The organism is Leisingera sp. ABM4_103 (assembly GCF_056158685.1).
The window spans coordinates 61,929-82,197 of record NZ_JBSWTU010000009.1; the positions used below are offsets into that span (position 1 = coordinate 61,929).

The window sequence follows — 20,269 nt, forward strand, 5'->3', positions numbered from 1 at the left end:
GGCATCTGCCGCGCCGACCGGGGAGGAGGCCCGCCATGCACCGCAGAACATTGCTCTTTGCGATCAGCAGCAGCACCAGCGACACCGCCATCACCGCCGCCGCAGAGGCCGCCCGCGAACAGCAGGCGCACCTGGCCTGCCTGCTGCTCAAGACCTTGCCCGGCATGCCCTATTTCGCCTATGGCGCCTCTGCCTATGGCGCAATGGCGGTACCGGACGAATGGCTGGAAACCCTGCAAAGCTGCCGCACCGTCCAGTCCGCCCGCGCGGCAGAGGTGGAAGCGCTGCTGGCCCGCAGCAACACCCCTGGCGACGTGCAGTATGTCACTGCCAGCGACGCGGACATCCGTCTGATGGCCGCCCGCCGGGCGCTGACCTGCGACATTGCCGAGGCGGCAGAGGGCCTGCGAGAGGATCCGGAGGTGTTCCGCGATGCGGTGCACGGCATCCTGTTCGGCTCACCCGTCCCACTGATGGTGAACGGCAGCCCCTTCGCGGCCCGCAAACGGGTGTTCCTGGCCTGGAACAGCAGCCTGTCCGCCGCCCGCGCGGCGCACGCCGCCCTGCCTTATTTCAAGTCGGCGGAAGAGGTGGTGATCGGCTGTTTCGATCCGGACATGAGCGACACGCGCGACGGCGAGGACCCCGGCGCGGACATGGCCGCCTGGCTCAGCCATCACGGCTGCACCGTCACCCTGTCGCAGTATCCTAGCGGCGGCCATGACACCGGCACCGCCATCCAGGACCGCGCCCGCGAGGCCGGGGCGGAGCTGGTGGTGATGGGCGCCTACGGCCACTCCCGCTTGCGCGAGGCAGTGTTTGGCGGCACCACCCGCAGCCTGCTGGAGCAGACCGCCCTGCCGGTCCTCTTTGCCCATTGACCCGGCCGCGCCCGCAGCCTTGCCGCCAGGGAGCAGCCAATGACTGACCAATCCCCGTTCGACGCCTATAAACCCGCCGAGATCGCTGCGCTGGTGGAGACCGCAGGAGTGGCCAAGGCCCGTCTCCCGCTGCCGCAGATGTTTGTTCTGGCGATGCTGGCGGGCGCCTTCATCGGCTTCGGCGCTGCCGCCTATACAACTACGATGACCGGCGCGGACACCTCGTCAGGACCGGTGCGGGTGCTGGGCGGCGCGGTGTTCTCGATGGGTCTCATTCTGGTGGTGGTGGGCGGCGCTGAGCTGTTCACTGGCAACGTGCTGATGGTGATCGCGGCGGTGGACCGCAAGATCCGGCTCAGGCGGCTGTGGCGCAGCTGGGCCATCGTCTATGCCGGCAATCTCGCAGGCGCCGCCGGGCTGGCTGCCGCCTTTGCCTTCACCGGCCTGCTGGAAGGTCCCGTGGGCGCCACCGCCGCCCGCATCGCCGAGGCGAAATCCACCCTTTCCCCGGTGGAGGCCTTCATGCGCGGCGCCCTGTGCAACGGGCTAGTGTGCCTGGCCGTCTGGCTCTCCTTCGCCGCCCGCACCGCGGCGGGCAAGATCCTTGCGGTGCTCTGGCCGATCACCGCCTTCGTGCTCCTGGGGCTGGAGCATTCGGTGGCCAACATGTTCTTCTTTCCGCAGGGCTGGGCCGCCGGTGCCGATGTTTCCCTGAACGCTGCCGCCGCCAACCTGTTCTGGGTCACGCTGGGCAATATCGCGGGCGGCGCCGGCGGGGTCGCCCTTGCCTATTGGTTCGCCTACCTGGGCCGCACCGCCCCGGCATCCGGCAAAGCGCAGCACAAGCGGTGACTCCTGCTCAGCGGGCCGCGGCCCCATCGCTGGCGGCCTCCGCCAGATAGGCCAGCCGCCGCTCCGACCGCTTGTCCTCGACCATACCGCAGACCATCCAGCGGACCGGCCTGATGCCGCAGAACTTCAGGATGTTGCGCTCGAAACTGCGCAACGAATGGGCAAAGTAGAACCAGCGGTAGAAGAACGCAGGCATCCCCATGGTCACGATGATCCGCGCACTCTTCCCCTTCAGCTTGGGGTGCCAGCCTTTCTCGCCGACGGTAAAGGCAAACTGCTCGCGGAAAACCTGTTCCAGCCAGGCCTTCAGCAGCGCGGGCATAGTGCCCAGCCACAACGGGTAGACGAAGACCAGGTGATCCGCGGCCGCAACCGCCTGCTGGCCGAGGGCAACATAGTCCGGCAGTTCTTCCGCTTCCCATTCCGCCCGGCTGCGCAGGCAAGTGACGCCGCTTTCGGCCACGCCGATGACCTCCACTTCATGGCCCGCGTCCCTGGCGCCCTTGGCATAGCTCTGCGCCAGCGCGTGGCAGAAATGCGCCTGGCTGTTGTCCGGGTGACCCTGAATGATCAGTATCCGCGTCATATGCTCTCCCCCTTGCCGCCCAGCTGACGCACCTCCTGCAGCAGGGCAATGTATCCGGTCAGGTCCGTCAGGGTGATCACCCCCAGCAAGCGGCCCTTGTCCGTGACCAGAAACTTGCGCCGCCCGGTTTCCGAAATCTTCCGCATCAGCGCACCGACCTGCATGTCCGGACCCACCGAGTTGCTGCCGTCCGGCGGCTGATAGACGTCATCCACCGGGGTCTGCGCCCACCGCTCCTGCGGCACCCGCGCCAGGTCCTGCGTGTCGGTGCAGCCCAGCAGCACCCCCTGCTGCACCACCGGCACAAAGCTCTTGCGCTCAGGCAGCAGCACCTGATGCGCCAGCGCCTGCAGGCTGATCTCCGGACCGGCGGTCACCGGATCACGGGTCATCAGGTCGGCCACCGTCTTGCCCTTGAAGGCGGCGTTTTGCAGCTGATGGGCATAGGTGCCCTTGGCCGCCGACAGCACGAACACCCCGATCAGCACCTGCCAAAGCGCCGCTACCGGATTGCCGGAGAACAGCCCGATCAGCCCGTAAAAGATCAGCGCATAGGCGAAATAGCTGCTGATCCGGGTGGCGGTCCGGGTCGCCGCCAGCAGGTCGCGGCTGCGGCTCCACAGCCAGGCCCGCAGGATGCGGCCGCCGTCCAGCGGAAAGGCCGGCACCAGGTTAAACACCGCCAGCACCAGGTTGATCAGCGCCAGATAGCCCAGCACCGGGTTCAGCGCCCCGCCCGGCGCCAGCGCCCAGCCGATCTGCGCCAGCAGCCAGAAGCCAAAGGCCAGCGCAAAGCTCATCAGCGGCCCGGCAATGGCAATCCAGAACTCGCTGACAGCGGTCTTGGGTTCAGAGCCCAGCTCCGCCACGCCGCCGAAGATGAACAGGGTGATGCCCTTGATCTCCACCCCGAACCGCCGCGCGACCACGGAATGCGACATCTCATGCAGGATCAGCGAGGCAAAGAACCCCAGCATCGCAAGAACCGCCAGCGTCAGGTAAACCGCCTGCCCGGCCCCGGGATAAGACATCGGAAAGAACTGGGTGGCCAGGCTCCAGGTGATCAGCGCCGCGATCAGCAGCCAGCTGGGATCGACCTTTATGTCAAACCCCTGCAGCCGCGCGATCCTGACTGCGTTTTGAAACATGAAACTCCCCCCTCCTGCCGCACTATATAGCGCCGCCGCGCCGATCCCCCTTTGATCCGGCTCAACCCCGGAACAGGCTGCCCGCGCCATAGGCCAGCGCCGCCGCGCAGGAGCCGATCAGCAGAGTTTCCAGCCCCGAAATCCACCACGGCGACAGCGACCAGATGCTCTTGCTGGCGCCGATGAAAAAGAACACCAGCCCGGTCGCCACGGATGCCATCAGGAACGGATCCGGCAGCCCCAGGATAAAGGGCAGCAGCGGCACGATCCCGGCCAGCATAAAGGCAAAGAAAGTGGTCAGCGCCGCCGCAACCGGATTGGGCTCCGCAGGCCCCAGCCCGTATTCGCTGGCCAGCATCAGCGAAATCCACTTTTCGGGCTTCGCCGCCACCGCCTTCACCGCACCTTCCAGCACCTCGCCGCTCAGGCCCAGCTGCTCCAGGATCTGGCGCAGCTCCTCTCGCTCGCCCTCCGGATAGTCGCGGATATGGCTCTGCTCCACCCGGTAGAGCCGCCGCCGGTCATCCAGATCCGCCTTGGTCCCCAGGTAATTGGCCGCGGCCATCGAGAACCCGTCTGCCAGCACATTGGCAATCCCCAGCGCGATGATCACCGAGGAGGAAAACCCCGCCCCCTCGACCCCCGCCGCAATGGCAAAGGTCGTCACCGCGCCGTCAATGCCGCCGTAAACCGCATCGCGCAGCCGCCCCTCCTCCCTGCTGCCTTGCAGGCGGCGCGCGATCTCTTCCCTGCTGTGCCCGTGTTCCGCTTTCATGGCCCCATGATCCGCCAAGCGGCCCCGCGCCGCCTTGAGCGAAGTCAAGCCGCCGCTGTGCTCAGCGCTCGGTGATCAGCACCCCGTCCGCGACCGCCTCGCCGGGATGCAGGATCACCCGCTCCCCCGGCTCCAGCCCCTCCAAAACCTGCGCCACCTGGCCGTTGCGCCGCCCCAGCGTCAGCGGGCGCACCGCGGCACGCCCTTCGGCCGCCACAAAGGCCGCCCAGCCGCCGCCCTCGCGGAACAGCGCGCTGACCGGGATCCGCAGCACATCCTCCGCCTCCCATTCGATGATGCGGGCAAAGACCGCAAACCCCTCGCCCAGGCTGGTGCGCTGCTCCTTCGGCGTGACCAGGTCAAAGAACACATCCACCCGCTGTTCCTCGATCCCCAGGGCCGAGACCTTGGTGCGCGCCACCGGCTCGATCCGGTCCAGCACCGCCTCCAGCGGCTTGGCGCCGCCCCAGCGCTCAATGCTGGCGCGGGCGCCCGGCGCCAGCCGCACCGCGTCCGAGGACAACAGATCCGCCACCAGCTCCAGATCCTGCGGATCGCCGATGGTGACCAGCAGATCGCCGGGCAGCACCGGGCGTTCGCTGATGGTGACCACCGACAGCACCACCCCGTCCGAGGGCGCCCGGATGCGGATACAGCAGCTGTCCGGCACCTCCGTGCCTGCTTCCGGCAGGATCAGCGCCGCCTCCGCCCGTGCCAGGGTGCTTTGCGACATGTCCACCCGGGCGCCTGCCGCTTCCTCCCCGGCGATGGCCACCGCCAGCCGCTGGGTCGCATCCTCGAGCCGCGTCAGCGAGGCGACATTGCGCTCCGCCAGTGCCTTCACCCGGTCAAACTGGCTTTGCGCCAGGATGCGGTCCTCGATGGCCTTCTGCAGATCGGCGCGCGCCACATGCAGCGCCGCCTGCGCCTCCCGCAGCGTTGCCTGCGCCTGCGCCCGGGTGCGCGCATCCAGCAGATGCGGCCGGGCAGGCTCGACAATCGCGACCAGGGTTTCGCCCGCCGTCACCCGGTCCCCCGCCCGCACCGGCGAGCGGCGCGCGGTGCCCGCGATCGGCGCTGCCACCTCAAACAGGTCGCGGACCCGGGTTTCGCCATCGGCATCAATGGTGATCTCCATCCGGCCGCGCGTCACCTCATGCAGATCAACCGCCACCGGCTCCTCCCGCAGCGCCACATAGAGCAGCGCCGCCAGCACACCGCCGCCGGTCAGGTACAGAAGCAAGCTGCGCAGGTTCGGAAACATCTCTCACTCCCTGGTTTTCATCACGGCTACAAGGTCCATCCGGTCCAGCCGCCGCCGCACGATCAGCACCGAGCACAGCGCCGCCGCCAGCACGATCAGGCTGGCACTGGCAAAGGCCGCAGGCTCCAGCACCAGCGGGATGGTGTAGACATCGCTGGAAAAGTTCTCCACCGCCAGCCGCGCGATCGCCGCACCGATCAGCCAGCCCGGCGGCTGCGCCAAGAGCGCCAGCAGCATCATCTCCCCCGCCAGGATGAAGGAGACCTCGCGGCGCGAAAATCCCAGGATGCGCAGGCTGGCCAGCTCGCGGGCGCGCTCCGACAGCTGGATGCGGGCGCCGTTGTAGGCGACGCCGATGGTGATCAGCACCGCAATGGTGATGTAGACCGTGTTCATCACAATCACCTGCTGCGCAATGACTTCCCGGAACGACCGGCGCATGTCGGTCATCACCGGCACCCCGGCCACCGCCGGCAGCGCCTTGAGCCGGGTGAACAGCGCGTCCTGCCGGCTGGGGTCGATGGCAATGCTGGCGGCGGAATACTGCGGCGCCTGCCGGAACAGCGCATTCAGGCTGGCATGATCCATGTAGGCGCCCAGCCCGAAATACTGCTTGACCGTGCCGGTCACCGGCAGCTGCCGGATCTCGCGCCGTCCGCTGGTGAACTGCACCTCCACCAGCGTCCCCGGCGCGGCGCCCAACTGATCCGCCAGCCGCTCGCTCAGCATGATGCCTCCGGGGCCTGCATTGGCGACGCTGCCATCGCTGGCCACCACCCGGCTCAGATCCGGGTCCGGCACCCGCGCCTCGATGGTGACCCGTTTCATCCGCGGCCCGTGCCGCAGAATGGCCGCCGCGTACTGCTGCCCCTCCGCCTGCAGGACACCGGGCAGGGCACGGATCTCCTCCAGCACGCTTTCCGGCTGGTCCTCGGTAAACATCACCACCGCATCCTGCCGGTTGCTCTGGTAAAACGCCGTGTCCATGATCTCGTCCAGCGCATCGGCAAAGAAGGACGACGCCACTACCGAGGCCACCGCCAGCGCCAGTCCCAGCCCGGTCATCGCGCTGCGCACGGGCCAGCGCAGCAGGCTGCGCAGGATCATGATGGCAGGCTGCGACAACCGCAGGCCCCTCATCACACGGTCCGCCGCCGAATGCTTGAACCGCGGCGGCGCGGGCGGCTGCATCGCCACCGCAGGCGCCAGCCGCGCCGCCCGCAGCGCCGCGCGCGCCGCCCCCGCGGTGGTGGTCAGCAGCGCCGCCAGCGCCGACAGCGCATAGGCCCAATAGGACACCCGGTAGATCAGGAAGGGAAAGTCGAAGAACCGGGCATACTGGCGCGCCAGCAGCTGCGCCAGCCAGGTGCCCGCCGCCCAGCCGATCGCGATCCCCGCCAGCGCCACCAGCGCCGCCAGCATCAGATAATGCAGGCAGACCTCTGCATCGGAATAGCCCACCGCCTTCAGCAGGCCGATCTCGCTGCGCTCCAGCGCCACGATCCGGCCCATCACCATGCTGACCAGAAACGCCGAGATGCCAAAGAAAATCGGCGGCAGCACCATCGCGGTGCCTTTCATCTGGCTGATCTCCGCATCGACAATGGCGTGCGAGCTGTGCTGCGCCCGTCCCACCGCCCCCTGCCCGCCATAAGGTTCCAGCAGCTCATCCAGCCGTGCGATCACCTCCTCCTCCTGCACCCCGCGCGCAGTCTTCAGCGTCAGGTCATTGAAGGCACCGGCCATGTCATAGGCGGCCTCCGCCTCCTCCCGCAGCATCCAGATGATGCCAAAGGACAGGTTGTCGGGCATCAGCGCGCCGGGACCCAGCGTATAGATGAACTCCGGCGACAGCGCGGTGCCGGTCACCGTCAGCCGCCGCTGCTGGCCGTTCAGATTGGCCAGGAAGCTATCTCCCGGCACCAGCCGGTTGGCCAGCGCAAAGGGCTCGTTCACCGCAACCTCCCCCGGCAGTTGCGGCCAGTGCCCGCTGCGCAGCACCGGCAGGTTCAGCTGCGGCGGGCCGCTCTCCGGCAGCGACAGGATGCGCCCCACCGCCGCCTTGGCCCGTCCCGGCATGTCGAGATTGGCATAACCGCTGACCCGCGCCTCCAGTGCCAGCACCCCCTCTACCGCGGCGATCTCCGGCAGCAGGCTGACCGGCGCCCGCCGGGCGGTGGCAAAGACATCGGCAAACCGGTTGCGCCCGTAATAGGCCTCCTGCGTGCCCTGCAGCGCCTGGTACATGCCCACCGCCGTCAGCAGGATCGAAACCCCGCAGGCCAGCACCATGGCAATCGCCAGCGCCTGCACCCAGAGCCGTTTGAAATCCCGCAGCAGTTTCCGGTCCAGCGCTTGCATGGCTCACCAGCTGATGTCCGCGGGCGCCAGCCGCCCGGTGTTTTCGTGGATGCGGCTGATCCGCCCGTCCTGAAAGAAGATCACCCGGTGCGCGATCTTCTGGATATCAGCGTTATGGGTGATCACCACCGTCGCGGTGCCGAAATCGCGGTTAATCTGGTGCAGCGCCTCCAGCACCTGGATGCCGGTCTTGCTGTCCAGCGCGCCGGTCGGCTCATCGCACAGCAGCACGCCGGGCCGCTTGGCAATAGCGCGGGCAATCGCCACCCGCTGCTGCTCGCCGCCCGACATCTCCGCCGGGAAGTGGTCCATCCGGTGGCCCAGCCCCACCAGCTCCAGCGCCTCGGCGGCAGGCATCGGGTCACGCGCCACATCGGTCACCAGCTGCACGTTTTCGCGCGCCGTCAGGCTGGGCACCAGATTATAGAACTGAAAGATGAAGCCGACATGATCGCGCCGGTAGCGGGTCAGCTCCCGGTCCCGCATCGCCGTCAGCTCCAGATCGCGGAACCAGACCCGCCCGTCCGTCACATGGTCGAGCCCGCCCAGGATGTTCAGCAGCGTCGACTTGCCGCTGCCGGAGGGACCCAGCAGCACCGCCAGCTCGCCGCCTGGCAGCTCCAGATCGACGCCCGCCAGCGCATGAACCTTGGCACCGCCGGTGTCATAGACCTTGGTCACGCCTCTCATGGTAAAGACGGGATCCGCCACAGCCGTCCTCCTCTCCCGGCGCAGTCTGCCACACGGGGCAGCGGCGCGGAAATGATCTGCCTCAACCTTTCCGGCAGGCGCCGCCGGGCCGCTTCTGCGCCGGATGGCTTGCGCAATTCATTTCGACTCGCTATCTATTGCGGATGGATCAAACCGCCCGCATCACCGAGCTGATCAGCCGCCTCGCCCGCCTCGACGCCGGCGAAAGCTGGGCGGCAGAGCTGAACCCGGCGCAGCGGGCCGCGCTGGACTATCTCTCCCGCGCCAACCGGTTCTCCCGCAGCCCCTCGCATGTGGCGGCCTACCTTGGCAGCACCCGCGGCACCGTTTCCCAGACCCTCAAGGCGCTAGCCCAAAAAGGCTATGTCGAAGAGGAGCGCAGCGAAGCCGACAAGCGGGTGATCCGCTTTGCCCTGACCGCCAAGGGCGAACAGGCCACCGCCCTGCCCCGCGCCCTGGCCGATGCCGCCGCGGCCCTGCCCCCAGCGGACCGGACCGCGCTGCACGCCGCGCTGGAGAAGATCCTTGGCCGCATGATCGCGCAAAACGGAGGCCAGCCGTTCGGTCTCTGCCGCGCCTGCAAGCATTTCTCGGCGGACGGACCGGGCGGCTTCTGCCGTCTGCTGGCGGAGCCGCTCTCCCCCGAAGACACGACCAAGATTTGCCACGAGCAGGTTCCCGCATGACCCCAACACCCCCCCCGTCCCGCATCAGCGGGCTGTTCCTCGGCTCTGTTGCCGCGCGCTGGCCCCGCCGCCCGCCCTCAGCCATCGCCAAGATCCGCGCGGATGGCCCGCAGCAGATCACGGAGCTGGGCTTTACCGGCGACGCCCAGGCCGATCCCCAAAATCACGGCGGCCCGGACAAGGCGATCCACCATTACCCCTCGGACCACTACCGGCAGTGGATTGCCGAGGGCCAGATGCCGGACGGCACCGTTCCGGCGGCCTTTGGCGAAAACATCGCGGCGCTGGGGATGACCGAAACCAATCTCTGCATCGGCGACATCCTGCAACTGGGCACGGCGGTGGTGCAGATCAGCCAGGGCCGCCAGCCCTGCTGGAAGGTCAGCCAGCACACCGGCAACCCGAAAATGGCCTATCTGTTCCAGAAAACCGGCCGCACCGGCTGGTACTACCGGGTGCTGGAGCCAGGCCAGGCGGAGGCCGGCAACGCCATCACCCTGATTGAGCGCCTGCACCCGGACTGGAGCGTCGAACGTGTCACCCGTCTCCGCCTCAGCCGCAAGGCGACCCCGCAGGAGGCCGCAGCGCTGGCGCAATTGCCTGAACTGGCCGAGGGCTGGCGCCAGGCATTTGCCCGCATGGCCGGGGGCGACACGGCAGAGGACACGAGCGCCCGCCTGATCGGCAGCTGATCCGCGCCCCGGCGCAGGCCGGGACGCAGCATTGTTGCGGCAGGGTCAGCCCAGCACGGCCTCAACCGCCCGCACGGTGGCCGCAACCACCTGATCAGCCTCGGCCCGCGTCAGGCAGAACGGCGGCGCAAATCCCAGGATATCGCCCTGCGGCATGGCGCGGGCAATCACCTTGTCCTGCTCCAAGAGCTTCGCCGATATCTGCGGCCCGATCTTGTCGGCGGCGTCAAAGAATGTGCGGCTGTCCTTGTCCTTCACGAACTCCACCGCGCACAGCATCCCCTCGCCGCGCACATCGCCCACATGCGCATGGCCGGACAGCGCCTCCGTCATGGTGGCGTTCAGATAGGCGCCCACCTCGCCGGCATTGCTGACAAGGTTCAGCTCATCAATCAGCTTGAGGTTCGCCACCCCCGCCGCGGCGCCAATGGGGTGCGCCGAATAGGTCCAGCCGTGGCCAATCGGGCCGTTTTCATCCGTGCCCTGCTCCAGCACCTTCCACACCTTGTCCGAGACGATGGAGCCGGAAAGCGGCGCATAGGCCGAAGTCAGCCCCTTGGCGATGGTGATGATATCGGCCTCAATCCCGTAATGGTCCGAGCCGAACATGGAGCCAAGCCGCCCGAACCCGGTCACAACCTCATCCGCCACAAGCAAGATGTCATGCTTCTTCAAAACCGCCTGGATCGCTTCCCAATAGCCCGCAGGCGGCGGCACGATGCCACCGGTGCCCAGCACCGGCTCGCCAATGAAGGCGGCGATGGTATCCGCGCCCTCACGCTCGATCAGCGCTTCCAGCTCAGCCGCGCAATGGGCGACGAACTGTTCCTCGCTCTGGTCCAGATCGGCGCGGCGGTAAAAATACGGCGCCTCGGTGTGAATGACCTGCTCCACCGGCAGATCGAACTTCTTGTGGAACAGCTCCAGCCCGGTCAGCGAGCCGGTCACCAGTCCCGAGCCATGGTAGCCGCGCCAGCGGGAGATGATCTTCTTTTTCTGAGGCCGCCCAAGGATGTTGTTGTAATACCAGATCAGCTTGACGTTGGTCTCATTCGCGTCCGAGCCGCCGAGGCCGAAATAGACCTTGGACATGTTCGCAGGCGCCCGGTCCAGGATCATCTTCGCCAGCGTGATCGACGCCTCTGTGCCATGGCCAACATAGGAGTGGTAATAGGCCAGTTCCCGCGCCTGATCGGCGATGGCTTCGGCAATCTCCTGGCGGCCATAGCCCGCGTTCACACAATAAAGCCCGGCAAAGGCATCCAGCAGCTTGTTGCCGTCACGGTCTTCGATGAACACGCCGGAGGCGGTCTTAATCACCCGGTTCGGGCTTTCGCCGCGGGCGTGCTGGGCCAGATGGGTCGAGGGGTGAAAGAAGTTCTCGCGGTCCCACTGGTCAAGCTGGTCGTTCTTCAGCATTGAATTTTCCTTCCGTTTGCGTTCTGCGGCCAAGAATTTTTGAAAATTCTTGGCAAAAATCTTCGAAGATTTTTGTCCGTCACGCCCAGTCGCGGCAGACGTATTTGACCTCGGTGAACTCCTCCATACCCAGCCGCGCGCCTTCGCGGCCCAGGCCGGACTGCTTGGTGCCGCCGAACGGGATCGGCGCGCCGGTCACCTTGGTGCGGTTCACCGCCACCATACCGTATTGCAGCGCGCGGCTCAGGCGGTAGATGCGCCGCGGATCGTGGCTGTGGACATAAGCCACCAGCCCGTATTCGCTGTCATTGGCGCGGGCCACGGCCTCCTCCTCGCTGTCAAACGGCGCGATGGCGGCGACGGGGCCAAAGGTTTCCTCCGACATGATCAGCGCCTCCGCCGGCACGTCGGTCAGTACAGTGGGTTCAAAGAACAGCGGACCCAAATGATGCCGCCTGCCGCCGCAGGCCAGTGTCGCGCCCTTGGCCAGCGCGTCTGCCACATGCTCCTCCTGCTTCTGCACCGCCTTTTCATTCATCAGCGGCCCCAGATCGCAATCCTCCATCCCCCGGCCAAGGGTCAGCGCCTTGGCGGCGGCGGTGAATCTGGCGCAGAACTCGGCATAGACGGGCCGCTCCACAAAGATCCGGTTGGCACCCAGGCAATCCTGCCCGGAGGTGGCGAATTTCGCCTTGATGGTTTCGCTGACGGCTTTGTCCAGATCGCAGCCCTTAAAGACGAGCACCGGCGCGTGGCCGCCCAGCTCCATCACCAGCCGCTTCACGGTGCCGGCGGACTGCCGGTACAAAAGCTTGCCCACTTCGGTCGATCCGGTGAAGGACAGCGCCCGCACCCGCGGGTCGCCGGTCCAGGGCTCCACCACGGTGGAGGCCTTGCCCGTCACCACATTGAACACCCCCTCCGGGAACCCCGCACGTTCCGCCAGCTCCGCCAAGGCCAGCGCGCTGAACGGCGTCTCGCCCGACGGATGCGCCACCACGGTGCAGCCCGCCGCCAGCGCCGCCGCCGCCTTGCGGGTCAGCATGGCGGAGGGGAAGTTCCACGGCGTGATAAGCGCCGCCACCCCCACCGGCTCGCGCCACAGCTCCACCTCGGCGTCGGGCAGGTGGCTGGTGACACCTTCGATATTCGGGCGCTTTGCCTCCTCGGCATAGAACTCCACAAAGGCTGCGCCGTAATCAATCTCGCCGCGCGCCTCCGACAGCGGCTTGCCCTGTTCCAGCACCATGATCCGGGCGAGGTCTTCCTTGTGCTCCAGCTGCAGCGCATACCAGCGCCGCAGGATGGCCGCGCGCTGTTGCGGCAGCAGCCCTGCCCAACCGGGAAATGCCGCCTGCGCCGCATCCAACGCGGCAGAGGATTCCTCTGCCGAAAGGCTCGCCACATGGCCCAGTTCGGCACCATCGGCAGGGTCGCTGACCGGAAAGGTCTCACCGTCGCCCGCAGCACGCCACTTGCCGCCGATATAGGAAAATGAGCGCACCAGCGCCTTGTCGGCAATGTCCGCACGGGCAGAGAGAGCGGTCTCTGTCATGATTGTCCTCCTCACGTCTTGCAGAGGAATGTGCCGGACCGGAACAGAGGATGTGACTGAAGTTCGAAGGCCGTGCAGAAGAAACAACTGCTGTCCGGTGCCCCGGCAGGCGAGGTCAGCCCTGACCCAGCAGAATATCCAGCGGCGGCGCGCCCGCGCCCTTCACCGGCTTGGTCACCACATAGGTGAAATAGCGCGACAGGCCGATGCGGGCATCCAGCATCTCGTCGATCAGCCGCTGATAGGCGTCGATGTCGCGGGTGACGATCTGCAACAGGTAGTCAAACCCGCCCCCCAGCGCCCAGCAGGCGGTGACCTCGTCATAGCGCTGCATCGCCGCCTCAAACGCGCGGAAGCTGGCGGCGGTGTGGTCAGCGATCTCCGCAGCGACAAACACCGTCACATGCGGCGCCAGTTTGCGCAGGTTGATGCGGGCGCCGTAGCCCTCGATCAGCCCAGCCTGCTCCAGCTTCTTCAGCCGGTCCCAGCAGGGTGTCGGCGACAGGCCGATCCGGTCGGCCAGCGCAGCCTTGGTGATGCGCCCCTCGGTCGAGAGCACGCGCAGAATGTCGAGGTCGCGCTGGTCCAGTTGCATGTCTTCCGCCTATCAGCCGCCGGTGACGCCGACAACCGCGACGCAGTCGCCGGACTTGATCAGGCCCGGAAAGTGGCGGCTGATCACCAGCCCCGCGCGCCGCGCGCGGTATTCCACCGGCGGCTGGCCGGTGCGGTCCAGCGGCCAGACCCGGGCGACCAGATCGCCCTTCGCCACCGGCGCGCCCAGATCGGTCATGATCTCGAACAGCCCGTCGCCCTCGCTGAACAGGAAACAGTCATCATCCGGCATCGAGAGACGGACGGTTTCGTCCAGCTGCATCTGCCCTTGCAGGATGCCCGCATGGATCAGCACATTGCGCAGCCCCTTCTTGGCAATCGCATTGCCCCGCGCGGTGGAGGAACCGCCGCCGCCCAGTTCCGTGGTGACCAGAACCTTGCCCATCTGCTCCACCGCAGTGTCATACATGCCCGCGCTGTCGATCTCCAAGAGTTCCACCGAATAGGGCGCGTTGAACGCCTTCATCGCGGCAAAACACGCCTCCTGAGTGGCCTTGTCCTCCAGGATATGCGCGGCGGCGAAGGGCACGAAATCCAGCGTCTTGCCGCCGGAGTGGAAATCCACCGCCAGATCCGCCATCGGCAGCAGCGTGCGCTGGAAGTAGTCGGCGATCTTTTCAGTCACGGTGCCGTCGGGGCGGCCCGGAAACGAGCGGTTCAGGTTACCCCTGTCGATGGGGGAGGTGCGGGTGCCCGCCCGGAACGCCGGGTAGTTGAAGGCCGGCACGATGATCAGCCGACCCGTCACATCCTCGGCCTTCGTGGTGGCGGCCAGCTCGTGCAACGCAATCGGGCCTTCGTATTCATCGCCGTGGTTGGCGCCGGTCAGCAGCGCGGTCGGGCCGTCGCCGTTCTTGATCACCGTCAGCGGGATCATCACCGAGCCCCAGGCCGAGTCATCGCGGCTGTAGGGCAGCTTCAGGAATCCATGGTGCACCCCGTCCCGGTCCAGCGGGATGGTGGGGGAAATCGGATTTGGCTTCATGACTCAGTCCTTCACGAACATCTTGCGCGGCACATCGGACAGGCACTCCGGCCCGTTCGCCCCGATGCGGATGCTTTCGGTGATCTCAAAGCCCCAGTCCTCCATCCAGAGGCCGGTCATGAAGTGGAAGGTCATGTTTTCCTGCAAGACAGTGGTGTCGCCCGCCCGCAGCGACATGGTGCGCTCGCCCCAGTCCGGCGGGTAGGAAACGCCGATCGGATAGCCGGTTCGGTTGTCCTTCTCGATACCGTAGGTCTTCAACACCTTGAAAAACGCCTTGGCAATGTCCTCGCAGGTGTTGCCGGCCTTGGCCATCTCGAGGCCCGCCTCCATCCCCTCCAGCACCGCCTTTTCCGCATCCAGGAAGGTCTGCGTCGGCTTGCCAAGAAACACGGTGCGCGACAGCGGGCAGTGGTAGCGGTGCACCACGCCCGCGATCTCAAAAAACGTGCCCTCGCCGGATTTCATCGGCAGGTCGTCCCAGGTCAGATGCGGCGCGGCAGCATCAGAACCGGAGGGCAGCAGCGGCACAATCGCCGGGTAGTCGCCGCCAAAGCCCAGATCCGCATCATAGCGCAGCCCCGCGTCATAGATATCGGCCACCAGATCGCATTTGCGCATCCCCGGCTCGACGCGCTCAAAGATTCGCTGGTGCATCCGCTCCACGATCTTGCCCGCCTGCCGCATATAGGTCAGCTCGGCCTCGGATTTCACCGCCCGCTGCCAGTTGACCAGCGCGTTGGCATCGCCGAACCGCGCGTTCGGCAGGTGCTTCTGCAGCGATGCATAGGCGGCGGCGGTGAAATAGTAATTGTCCATCTCAACGCCGATCACGCCGCCGTCCAGCCCGCGGTCCTTTAGCTGCGCCGACAGGTAATCCATCGGATGCCGCTCGGTCGACTGCACGTAATGGTCCGGATAGCCGATGATGTTGGCCGGATCCATCCAGCAGGTGCGCAAGGCCCCGTTGGCATCCTGGCCGCGGCCGTACCAGACCGGCTCGCCGTCCATCCCGACAACAACGCATTGATGCACATAGAAGGACCAGCCGTCATAGCCGGTCAGCCAGTTCATGTTCGAGGGATCGGTGACGATCAGAAGATCAAGCCCGCGGCGGGACATTTCGGCCCGGGTCTTGTCCAGACGCGCCTGGTATTCAGCGCGGGAGAAATACAGCTTGGGGTCTGCCATATGCGTGGTTCCTGGTTGATCAGCTGGTGAAAGTGGCGCCTGCCCCCGCCGCATCAGCGCGGGAGCCTGCAAGGGTTGCGATAGCGGTGTCCTGCACACCGGTGCCGGTCAGGTCGGCAATGATCAGGTCACTGTCCGACTGGCGTCCGGGGGCCTTGCCCGCGGTGATCCCGCCCAGTTCAGTGAAACTCTGGTCCCCGGCGATCAGCCCCGCGGCGATGGCGCTGCGCAGCTCGCCCTTGACGGCGCATTGCGCCTGGCTGTCGGGCACATAGAGGTCCACCCTGGCCAGACAGGCGGGCTCCAGCTCGCATTTGTGCTCCTGGTCCGATCCCATGGCGATAACCAGCTGGCCGGGCTGCAGCCACTCCGCCTTAATCACGGGGTCGGCGGCAGGAGTTGTGGTGACCACTATATCGGCCCCGGCAACTGCCGCCGCGGCGTCCGTGGCCGCGGTGACGTCAATCCCCAGTTCGCTGTGCAGGCTGGCGGCAACGGCCTCTGCCTTGGCGCTGTCCCGTGCCCAGATGACGGCGCTTTGAATGCCGCGCACCAGGGTCATCGCTTTCAGCTGCATCTTCGCCTGCACTCCTGCGCCGATGATGCAGACCCGCTTGGCATCCTCTCGCGCCAAATGGCGCGCCGCGACCGCCCCCGCCGCAGCGGTGCGCACATCCGTCAGGTAGCCATTGTCCAGAAGCAGCGCCTCCAGGAGGCCGGTCCTGCTGGAAAACACCACCATCAGCCCGGTGGTGCTGGGCAGTCCAAGCTTTGGGTTGCCGAAGAACCCCGGGCTCATCTTCACGGCAAAACTCTCGATCCCCGGCACATAGGCGGTTTTCACACAAACCTCGCCGTTATGGTCGGGCACCGGCAGCGTCATGATCGGCGGCATCTCCACCCCGCCGCCCGCCAGTGTGTTAAAGCCCTGCTCCACGCAGTCCACGGCATCGCCGTCCAGCGGCACCAGTTCTCGCAGCTCCGCCTCCGTCAGGATCTTGGTGTCAGGCATCCGCACCTCCCCCGGTCTCCGCCGCCACATCCACATCTTCACCATCAATGATGCGCTTGTGCAGGTCCATTCCGATGTTCTGGCCGCTCACCAGCACCGCGCAGCGCCCCGGATGCTCAATCCTGCCCGCCAGCAGCGCCGCAATGCCGACACTGCCGGAGCCTTCGATCACCAGCCGCTCCTCGAAATAGGCATGGCGGATGGCCGCCGCGATCTCCGCCTCGGAGACCAGCACCACATCATCCACCAGCGCCTGCGTCATCGCAAAGGTATAAGCGTTGTCCAACCCGATGCCGCCGCCGAGGGAATCCGCCAGCGTCGGCAGCTCTTCCACCTGCACCGGCCTGCCCGCGCGCAGGCATTCATACATCGCCGCCCCGCGCTCCATGCTGACGCCGATCACCCGGATCTCCGGGTTCACCGCCTTCATCACCATCGCCACGCCGGAAATCAGCCCGCCGCCCGACAGGGGCACCAGCACGGTTTCCAGGTCCGGCGCCTGCTCCAGCATTTCCAGCGCCACGGTGCTTTGGCCGGCAATGATGTCGCGGTGGTCGAACGGCGGCAGCATGGTCATGCCCTCCGCCACCAGCCGGTCCACTTCCACCTGCGCGTCATCCTGCGAGCGGCCCGTGATCCGCACCTCCGCGCCGTGGGACTTGATGCCCGCGACCTTGTTCTGCGGCACCAGCTCTGACATACAGATGACGCAGCGCACCCCGGCCTGCGCCGCCGCATAGGCCAGCCCGCGCCCGTGGTTGCCGGTGGAGACGCCCACAACCCCCGCCGCACGCTGCTTCTCGCTCAGCGCCAGCACCGCATTGGTGGCGCCGCGCAGCTTGAAACTGCCGGTGATCTGGCTGTTTTCCAGCTTCAGCGAGACCGCGCCGCCGCAAAGCTTGCTCAGGGCGGGAGACTCCACGAGGGCGGTCTGCCGGACCCGCCCAGCGATCCGCGCCCGGGCCTGATAGCTGTCCTGAAGGGTGATTTTCTCAGTCATTGGACCTGTCTTGCCTGGTTAAAGTTCAAACAGCCGGCCATAGCCCGGCACCGCATCCGTGATCCCCGCCAGCCGCAGGCAGCGCCAGACCATCGCCTGGTTCGAGCTGACAACCGGCTTGCCCAGCCGGTCCTCGATCCGCTGCACGCAAACAGCGGCCCGCAGCGCGGTACACGACAAAAACAGCGCATCCGCCTGCCGGTCGCAGGCGGCAATCCCGGCCTCGATGATGCTGTCCTCGGAGATCCGCGCCATCCGGCGGTCGTCGGTCAGCCCGAAACAAGCGGCACTCACCACCTCCGGCCCGTGTGCGGCGAAATACTGCGCCATCTCATCGGTGACAGCGGGGCTGTAGGGGGTCAGCAGCGACACCCGCCCGGCCCCCAGCGCGGCAAACGCATCAAACGCGGCAGAGCTGGGGGTGACGCAAGGCGCGCCGGGCTTGGCCGCGTTCAGATACCCGGCGACCGCATCATTGCCCAAAACGATGGAGGCCGCAGTGCAGCCATAGGCCACCACGTCCACCGCTTCCTCCGGCAGGATCTGCGCCGCCGCCTCAGTCAGCCGCGGCCCGGTCTGCAGCAGTGTTTCTCTGGTAGTCGGGTTCTCGAATGCGATCCGGTTCACATAGACGCCCACCCGGTCCGGGTCGCAAATCCGGGCAAAGTCGCGCTCCGACGTGTGGTCGGTCGCCAGCGCCACCAGCGCGATCCGCTTTGGCACCGGGCGCCCGTCCAGCCGGGCCGCAACGCGCGAGGGCGTGGAGTGGATATCAAGGGCCATTTTCGCTTTCCTAAACAACAAGAACCGGGGTTTCCGCCAGGCTCGTCACCTTGTGGGAGACACTGCCCAGCAGGACGCCTTCCAAGGAGCCAAGGCCACGGCTGCCGATCACGATCAGATCATGCCCGTGCTCCCTGGCAAAGCTTGTGATGGTGCGCGCCACCGGACCGCCTTTGACGAAGGCACGGGGGCTTTGAACGCCGCCCTCCGCCGCCAGCACCTTGCCGCGTTCGGCCACGGCGCGGGCGTGGCTGCGCATGATCTCGTCCAGATCCTCGGGCTGATCCGGGCGCACCACATGCATCGAGGCTTCCAGCAGCGAATGGTGGCGGTAGACCGTCAGCAGCGTCAGTTCCGCCCCGCACAGCTGCGCCAGCTCCGCCGCCTTGACCAGCGCGGCCTCAGCGCCTTGGGAGCCGTCAAAGGGCACCAGAATGGATGTGAACATCGCCGCGCCCCCTACTTGGCAAAGGCCAGGTCGCGCAGGAACAGCGCAATCTGCGGAAAGAAGATCAACGCCACCGACGCCCCCAGCAGCATCAGGATGAACGGCGGCGTGCCCCGCACCACCTCGGCATAGGGGCGTTTGAACACGGCAATCGCAGTGAAGATATCGCAGCCGAACGGCGGCGTGGCCGAGCCGATGGCAACCTGCAGGGTGATGATGGTGCCGACCAGCACCGGGTCCAGCCCCACCGATTTCACTACCGGCGCAAACACCGGCACCAGCACCAGGATCACCACGATGGGATCGACGAACATGCAGCCGATGAAGAACGCGAAGGAGATCACGAACAGCACCCCGATGGCGCCCATTTCAGCAATGCCGATGGCGCCCAGGATCTGCTGCGGCACCTGCGCGAAGGAGATCACCCAGGAAAACGCCGCCCCTGCCCCCACCAGGATGAACACAATGGCGGTGATCAGGCCGGTCGATTTGGCAGTCTCATACACATCCGCCAGCGACATCGAGCGGAACACCAGGACCTCAAGGATCAGCGCATAAAGCACACAGGCCGCCGCCGCCTCGGTCGGGCTGAACACACCGCCATAGATGCCGCCGATGATGATCACCGGAAACCCCATCGGCCACAGCGCCTGCCGCATGGTCCTCAGGCGCTCGCCCCAGGTGGCCTTGGGCTCGGTGGGCACGTTGTTGCGCACCGCATAGATATAGGCATAGGCGGAAAACAGCAGCAGGATCAGCAGCCCCGGCCCGATGCCCGCAATGAACAGCTCGGCAATCGACGTGCTGGACACCACCCCGTAGATGATCATCCCGATCGACGGCGGGATCAGAAAGGCGATGTCGCTGGCATTGACGATCAGCGCCAGCACAAAGCTGTCCTTGTACCCCGCCTGCAGCATCCGCGGCCGCAGCGGCGAGCCAATCGCCACCACCGTCGCCTGGGTCGAGCCCGACACCGCCCCGAACATGGTGCAGGCGGCGGCGGTCGAAATCGCCAGCCCGCCGCGGATATGGCCGACATAGGCCATCACCACATTGATCAGCCGCCCGGCCGACTGGCCGCGGGTCATAATGTCGGCGGCAAAGATGAACATCGGCACCGCAATCAGCGACGCGGGCCGGATCCCCGCCAGCATCTGCTGCACCATGGTCTCGGTCCGGGCCAGATCGCCGAACAGCATCAGAAAGCCGATGAACGCGCCGGCAATCAGCGGGATCATCATCGGAAAGCCCAGCAGCAGCAGGACAATCATGGTCAGGAAAATGGTTGCAGCCACGGGTCCG

At 66.5% G+C, this 20,269-nt stretch carries 20 protein-coding genes; 4 read left to right on the forward strand and 16 right to left on the reverse strand.

All coding sequences use genetic code 11. From position 1 onward, the window contains the following. Positions 1–35 precede the first annotated feature (35 nt). Positions 36–881: a universal stress protein gene (locus ACXAED_RS24805; RefSeq protein ID WP_475054472.1), complete on the forward strand. Its 846-nt coding sequence runs from the start codon at positions 36–38 to the stop codon at positions 879–881. A gap of 39 nt (positions 882–920) precedes the next feature. Beyond that, positions 921–1,733 carry a formate/nitrite transporter family protein gene (locus ACXAED_RS24810; RefSeq protein WP_475054473.1) on the forward strand — a complete coding sequence of 271 codons (813 nt, stop codon included), beginning with the start codon at positions 921–923 and terminating at the stop codon, positions 1,731–1,733. 7 nt (positions 1,734–1,740) lie between these two features. Here ACXAED_RS24810 and ACXAED_RS24815 read toward each other — a convergent pair whose 3' ends face one another. The 6 genes from ACXAED_RS24815 to ACXAED_RS24840 form a co-directional block, all read right to left on the reverse strand. Beyond that, complete coding sequence (locus tag ACXAED_RS24815; RefSeq protein ID WP_475054475.1) at positions 1,741–2,319, reverse strand: NAD(P)H-dependent oxidoreductase; 579 nt, start codon at positions 2,317–2,319, stop codon at positions 1,741–1,743. Next, on the reverse strand, positions 2,316–3,467 hold the full coding sequence (locus ACXAED_RS24820; RefSeq protein ID WP_475054478.1) for a site-2 protease family protein: 1,152 nt from the start codon (positions 3,465–3,467) through the stop codon (positions 2,316–2,318). The genes ACXAED_RS24815 and ACXAED_RS24820 overlap by 4 nt, the downstream gene beginning before the upstream one ends. Positions 3,468–3,528: 61 nt before the next feature. After that, positions 3,529–4,242, reverse strand: a complete 714-nt coding sequence (locus tag ACXAED_RS24825) for a VIT1/CCC1 transporter family protein (RefSeq protein WP_475054479.1) — start codon at positions 4,240–4,242, stop codon at positions 3,529–3,531. Between the two features lie 61 nt (positions 4,243–4,303). Beyond that, positions 4,304–5,506 carry an efflux RND transporter periplasmic adaptor subunit gene (locus tag ACXAED_RS24830; RefSeq protein ID WP_475054482.1) on the reverse strand — a complete coding sequence of 401 codons (1,203 nt, stop codon included), beginning with the start codon at positions 5,504–5,506 and terminating at the stop codon, positions 4,304–4,306. A gap of 3 nt (positions 5,507–5,509) precedes the next feature. After that, positions 5,510–7,867, reverse strand: a complete 2,358-nt coding sequence (locus ACXAED_RS24835; protein WP_475054484.1) for an ABC transporter permease — start codon at positions 7,865–7,867, stop codon at positions 5,510–5,512. Between the two features lie 3 nt (positions 7,868–7,870). Then, the gene (locus tag ACXAED_RS24840; protein WP_475054488.1) at positions 7,871–8,578 is read right to left on the reverse strand and encodes an ABC transporter ATP-binding protein; all 708 of its coding nucleotides are present in this window, start codon (positions 8,576–8,578) and stop codon (positions 7,871–7,873) included. Positions 8,579–8,721: 143 nt separating this feature from the next. On the opposite strand from ACXAED_RS24840, the gene ACXAED_RS24845 reads away from it, so the two are divergent. Next, positions 8,722–9,264, forward strand: coding sequence for a MarR family winged helix-turn-helix transcriptional regulator (locus tag ACXAED_RS24845; RefSeq protein WP_475054490.1), 543 nt, complete (start codon positions 8,722–8,724; stop codon positions 9,262–9,264). After that, on the forward strand, positions 9,261–9,956 hold the full coding sequence (locus ACXAED_RS24850) for an MOSC domain-containing protein (protein ID WP_475054491.1): 696 nt from the start codon (positions 9,261–9,263) through the stop codon (positions 9,954–9,956). The genes ACXAED_RS24845 and ACXAED_RS24850 overlap by 4 nt, the downstream gene beginning before the upstream one ends. Before the next feature lie 45 nt (positions 9,957–10,001). Here the strand turns inward: ACXAED_RS24850 and ACXAED_RS24855 are convergent, their stop codons facing one another. From ACXAED_RS24855 to ACXAED_RS24900, 10 genes are all read right to left on the reverse strand, one after another. Then, positions 10,002–11,375: an aminotransferase gene (locus ACXAED_RS24855; RefSeq protein WP_475054492.1), complete on the reverse strand. Its 1,374-nt coding sequence runs from the start codon at positions 11,373–11,375 to the stop codon at positions 10,002–10,004. Positions 11,376–11,454: 79 nt separating this feature from the next. After that, positions 11,455–12,930 carry an NAD-dependent succinate-semialdehyde dehydrogenase gene (locus ACXAED_RS24860; protein WP_475054494.1) on the reverse strand — a complete coding sequence of 492 codons (1,476 nt, stop codon included), beginning with the start codon at positions 12,928–12,930 and terminating at the stop codon, positions 11,455–11,457. Between the two features lie 115 nt (positions 12,931–13,045). After that, on the reverse strand, positions 13,046–13,525 hold the full coding sequence (locus ACXAED_RS24865; RefSeq protein ID WP_435661372.1) for an Lrp/AsnC family transcriptional regulator: 480 nt from the start codon (positions 13,523–13,525) through the stop codon (positions 13,046–13,048). Between the two features lie 12 nt (positions 13,526–13,537). Continuing rightward, positions 13,538–14,530, reverse strand: a complete 993-nt coding sequence (gene doeB, locus ACXAED_RS24870; RefSeq protein WP_475054496.1) for a N(2)-acetyl-L-2,4-diaminobutanoate deacetylase DoeB — start codon at positions 14,528–14,530, stop codon at positions 13,538–13,540. Positions 14,531–14,533: 3 nt separating this feature from the next. Further along, positions 14,534–15,721 carry an ectoine hydrolase DoeA gene (gene doeA / locus ACXAED_RS24875; protein ID WP_475054497.1) on the reverse strand — a complete coding sequence of 396 codons (1,188 nt, stop codon included), beginning with the start codon at positions 15,719–15,721 and terminating at the stop codon, positions 14,534–14,536. 19 nt (positions 15,722–15,740) lie between these two features. Beyond that, positions 15,741–16,733, reverse strand: coding sequence for an ectoine utilization protein EutC (eutC, locus tag ACXAED_RS24880; RefSeq protein WP_475054500.1), 993 nt, complete (start codon positions 16,731–16,733; stop codon positions 15,741–15,743). Next, on the reverse strand, positions 16,726–17,733 hold the full coding sequence (gene eutB, locus ACXAED_RS24885) for a hydroxyectoine utilization dehydratase EutB (RefSeq protein WP_475054503.1): 1,008 nt from the start codon (positions 17,731–17,733) through the stop codon (positions 16,726–16,728). Before eutB ends, eutC begins: the two co-directional genes overlap by 8 nt. 18 nt (positions 17,734–17,751) lie before the next feature. Beyond that, positions 17,752–18,516: an ectoine utilization protein EutA gene (gene eutA / locus ACXAED_RS24890; protein WP_475054504.1), complete on the reverse strand. Its 765-nt coding sequence runs from the start codon at positions 18,514–18,516 to the stop codon at positions 17,752–17,754. Positions 18,517–18,526: 10 nt separating this feature from the next. Then, the gene (locus tag ACXAED_RS24895; protein ID WP_475054507.1) at positions 18,527–18,964 is read right to left on the reverse strand and encodes a universal stress protein; all 438 of its coding nucleotides are present in this window, start codon (positions 18,962–18,964) and stop codon (positions 18,527–18,529) included. 11 nt (positions 18,965–18,975) lie between these two features. Further along, on the reverse strand, positions 18,976–20,262 hold the full coding sequence (locus tag ACXAED_RS24900; protein WP_475054508.1) for a TRAP transporter large permease: 1,287 nt from the start codon (positions 20,260–20,262) through the stop codon (positions 18,976–18,978). Positions 20,263–20,269: the final 7 nt, after the last annotated feature.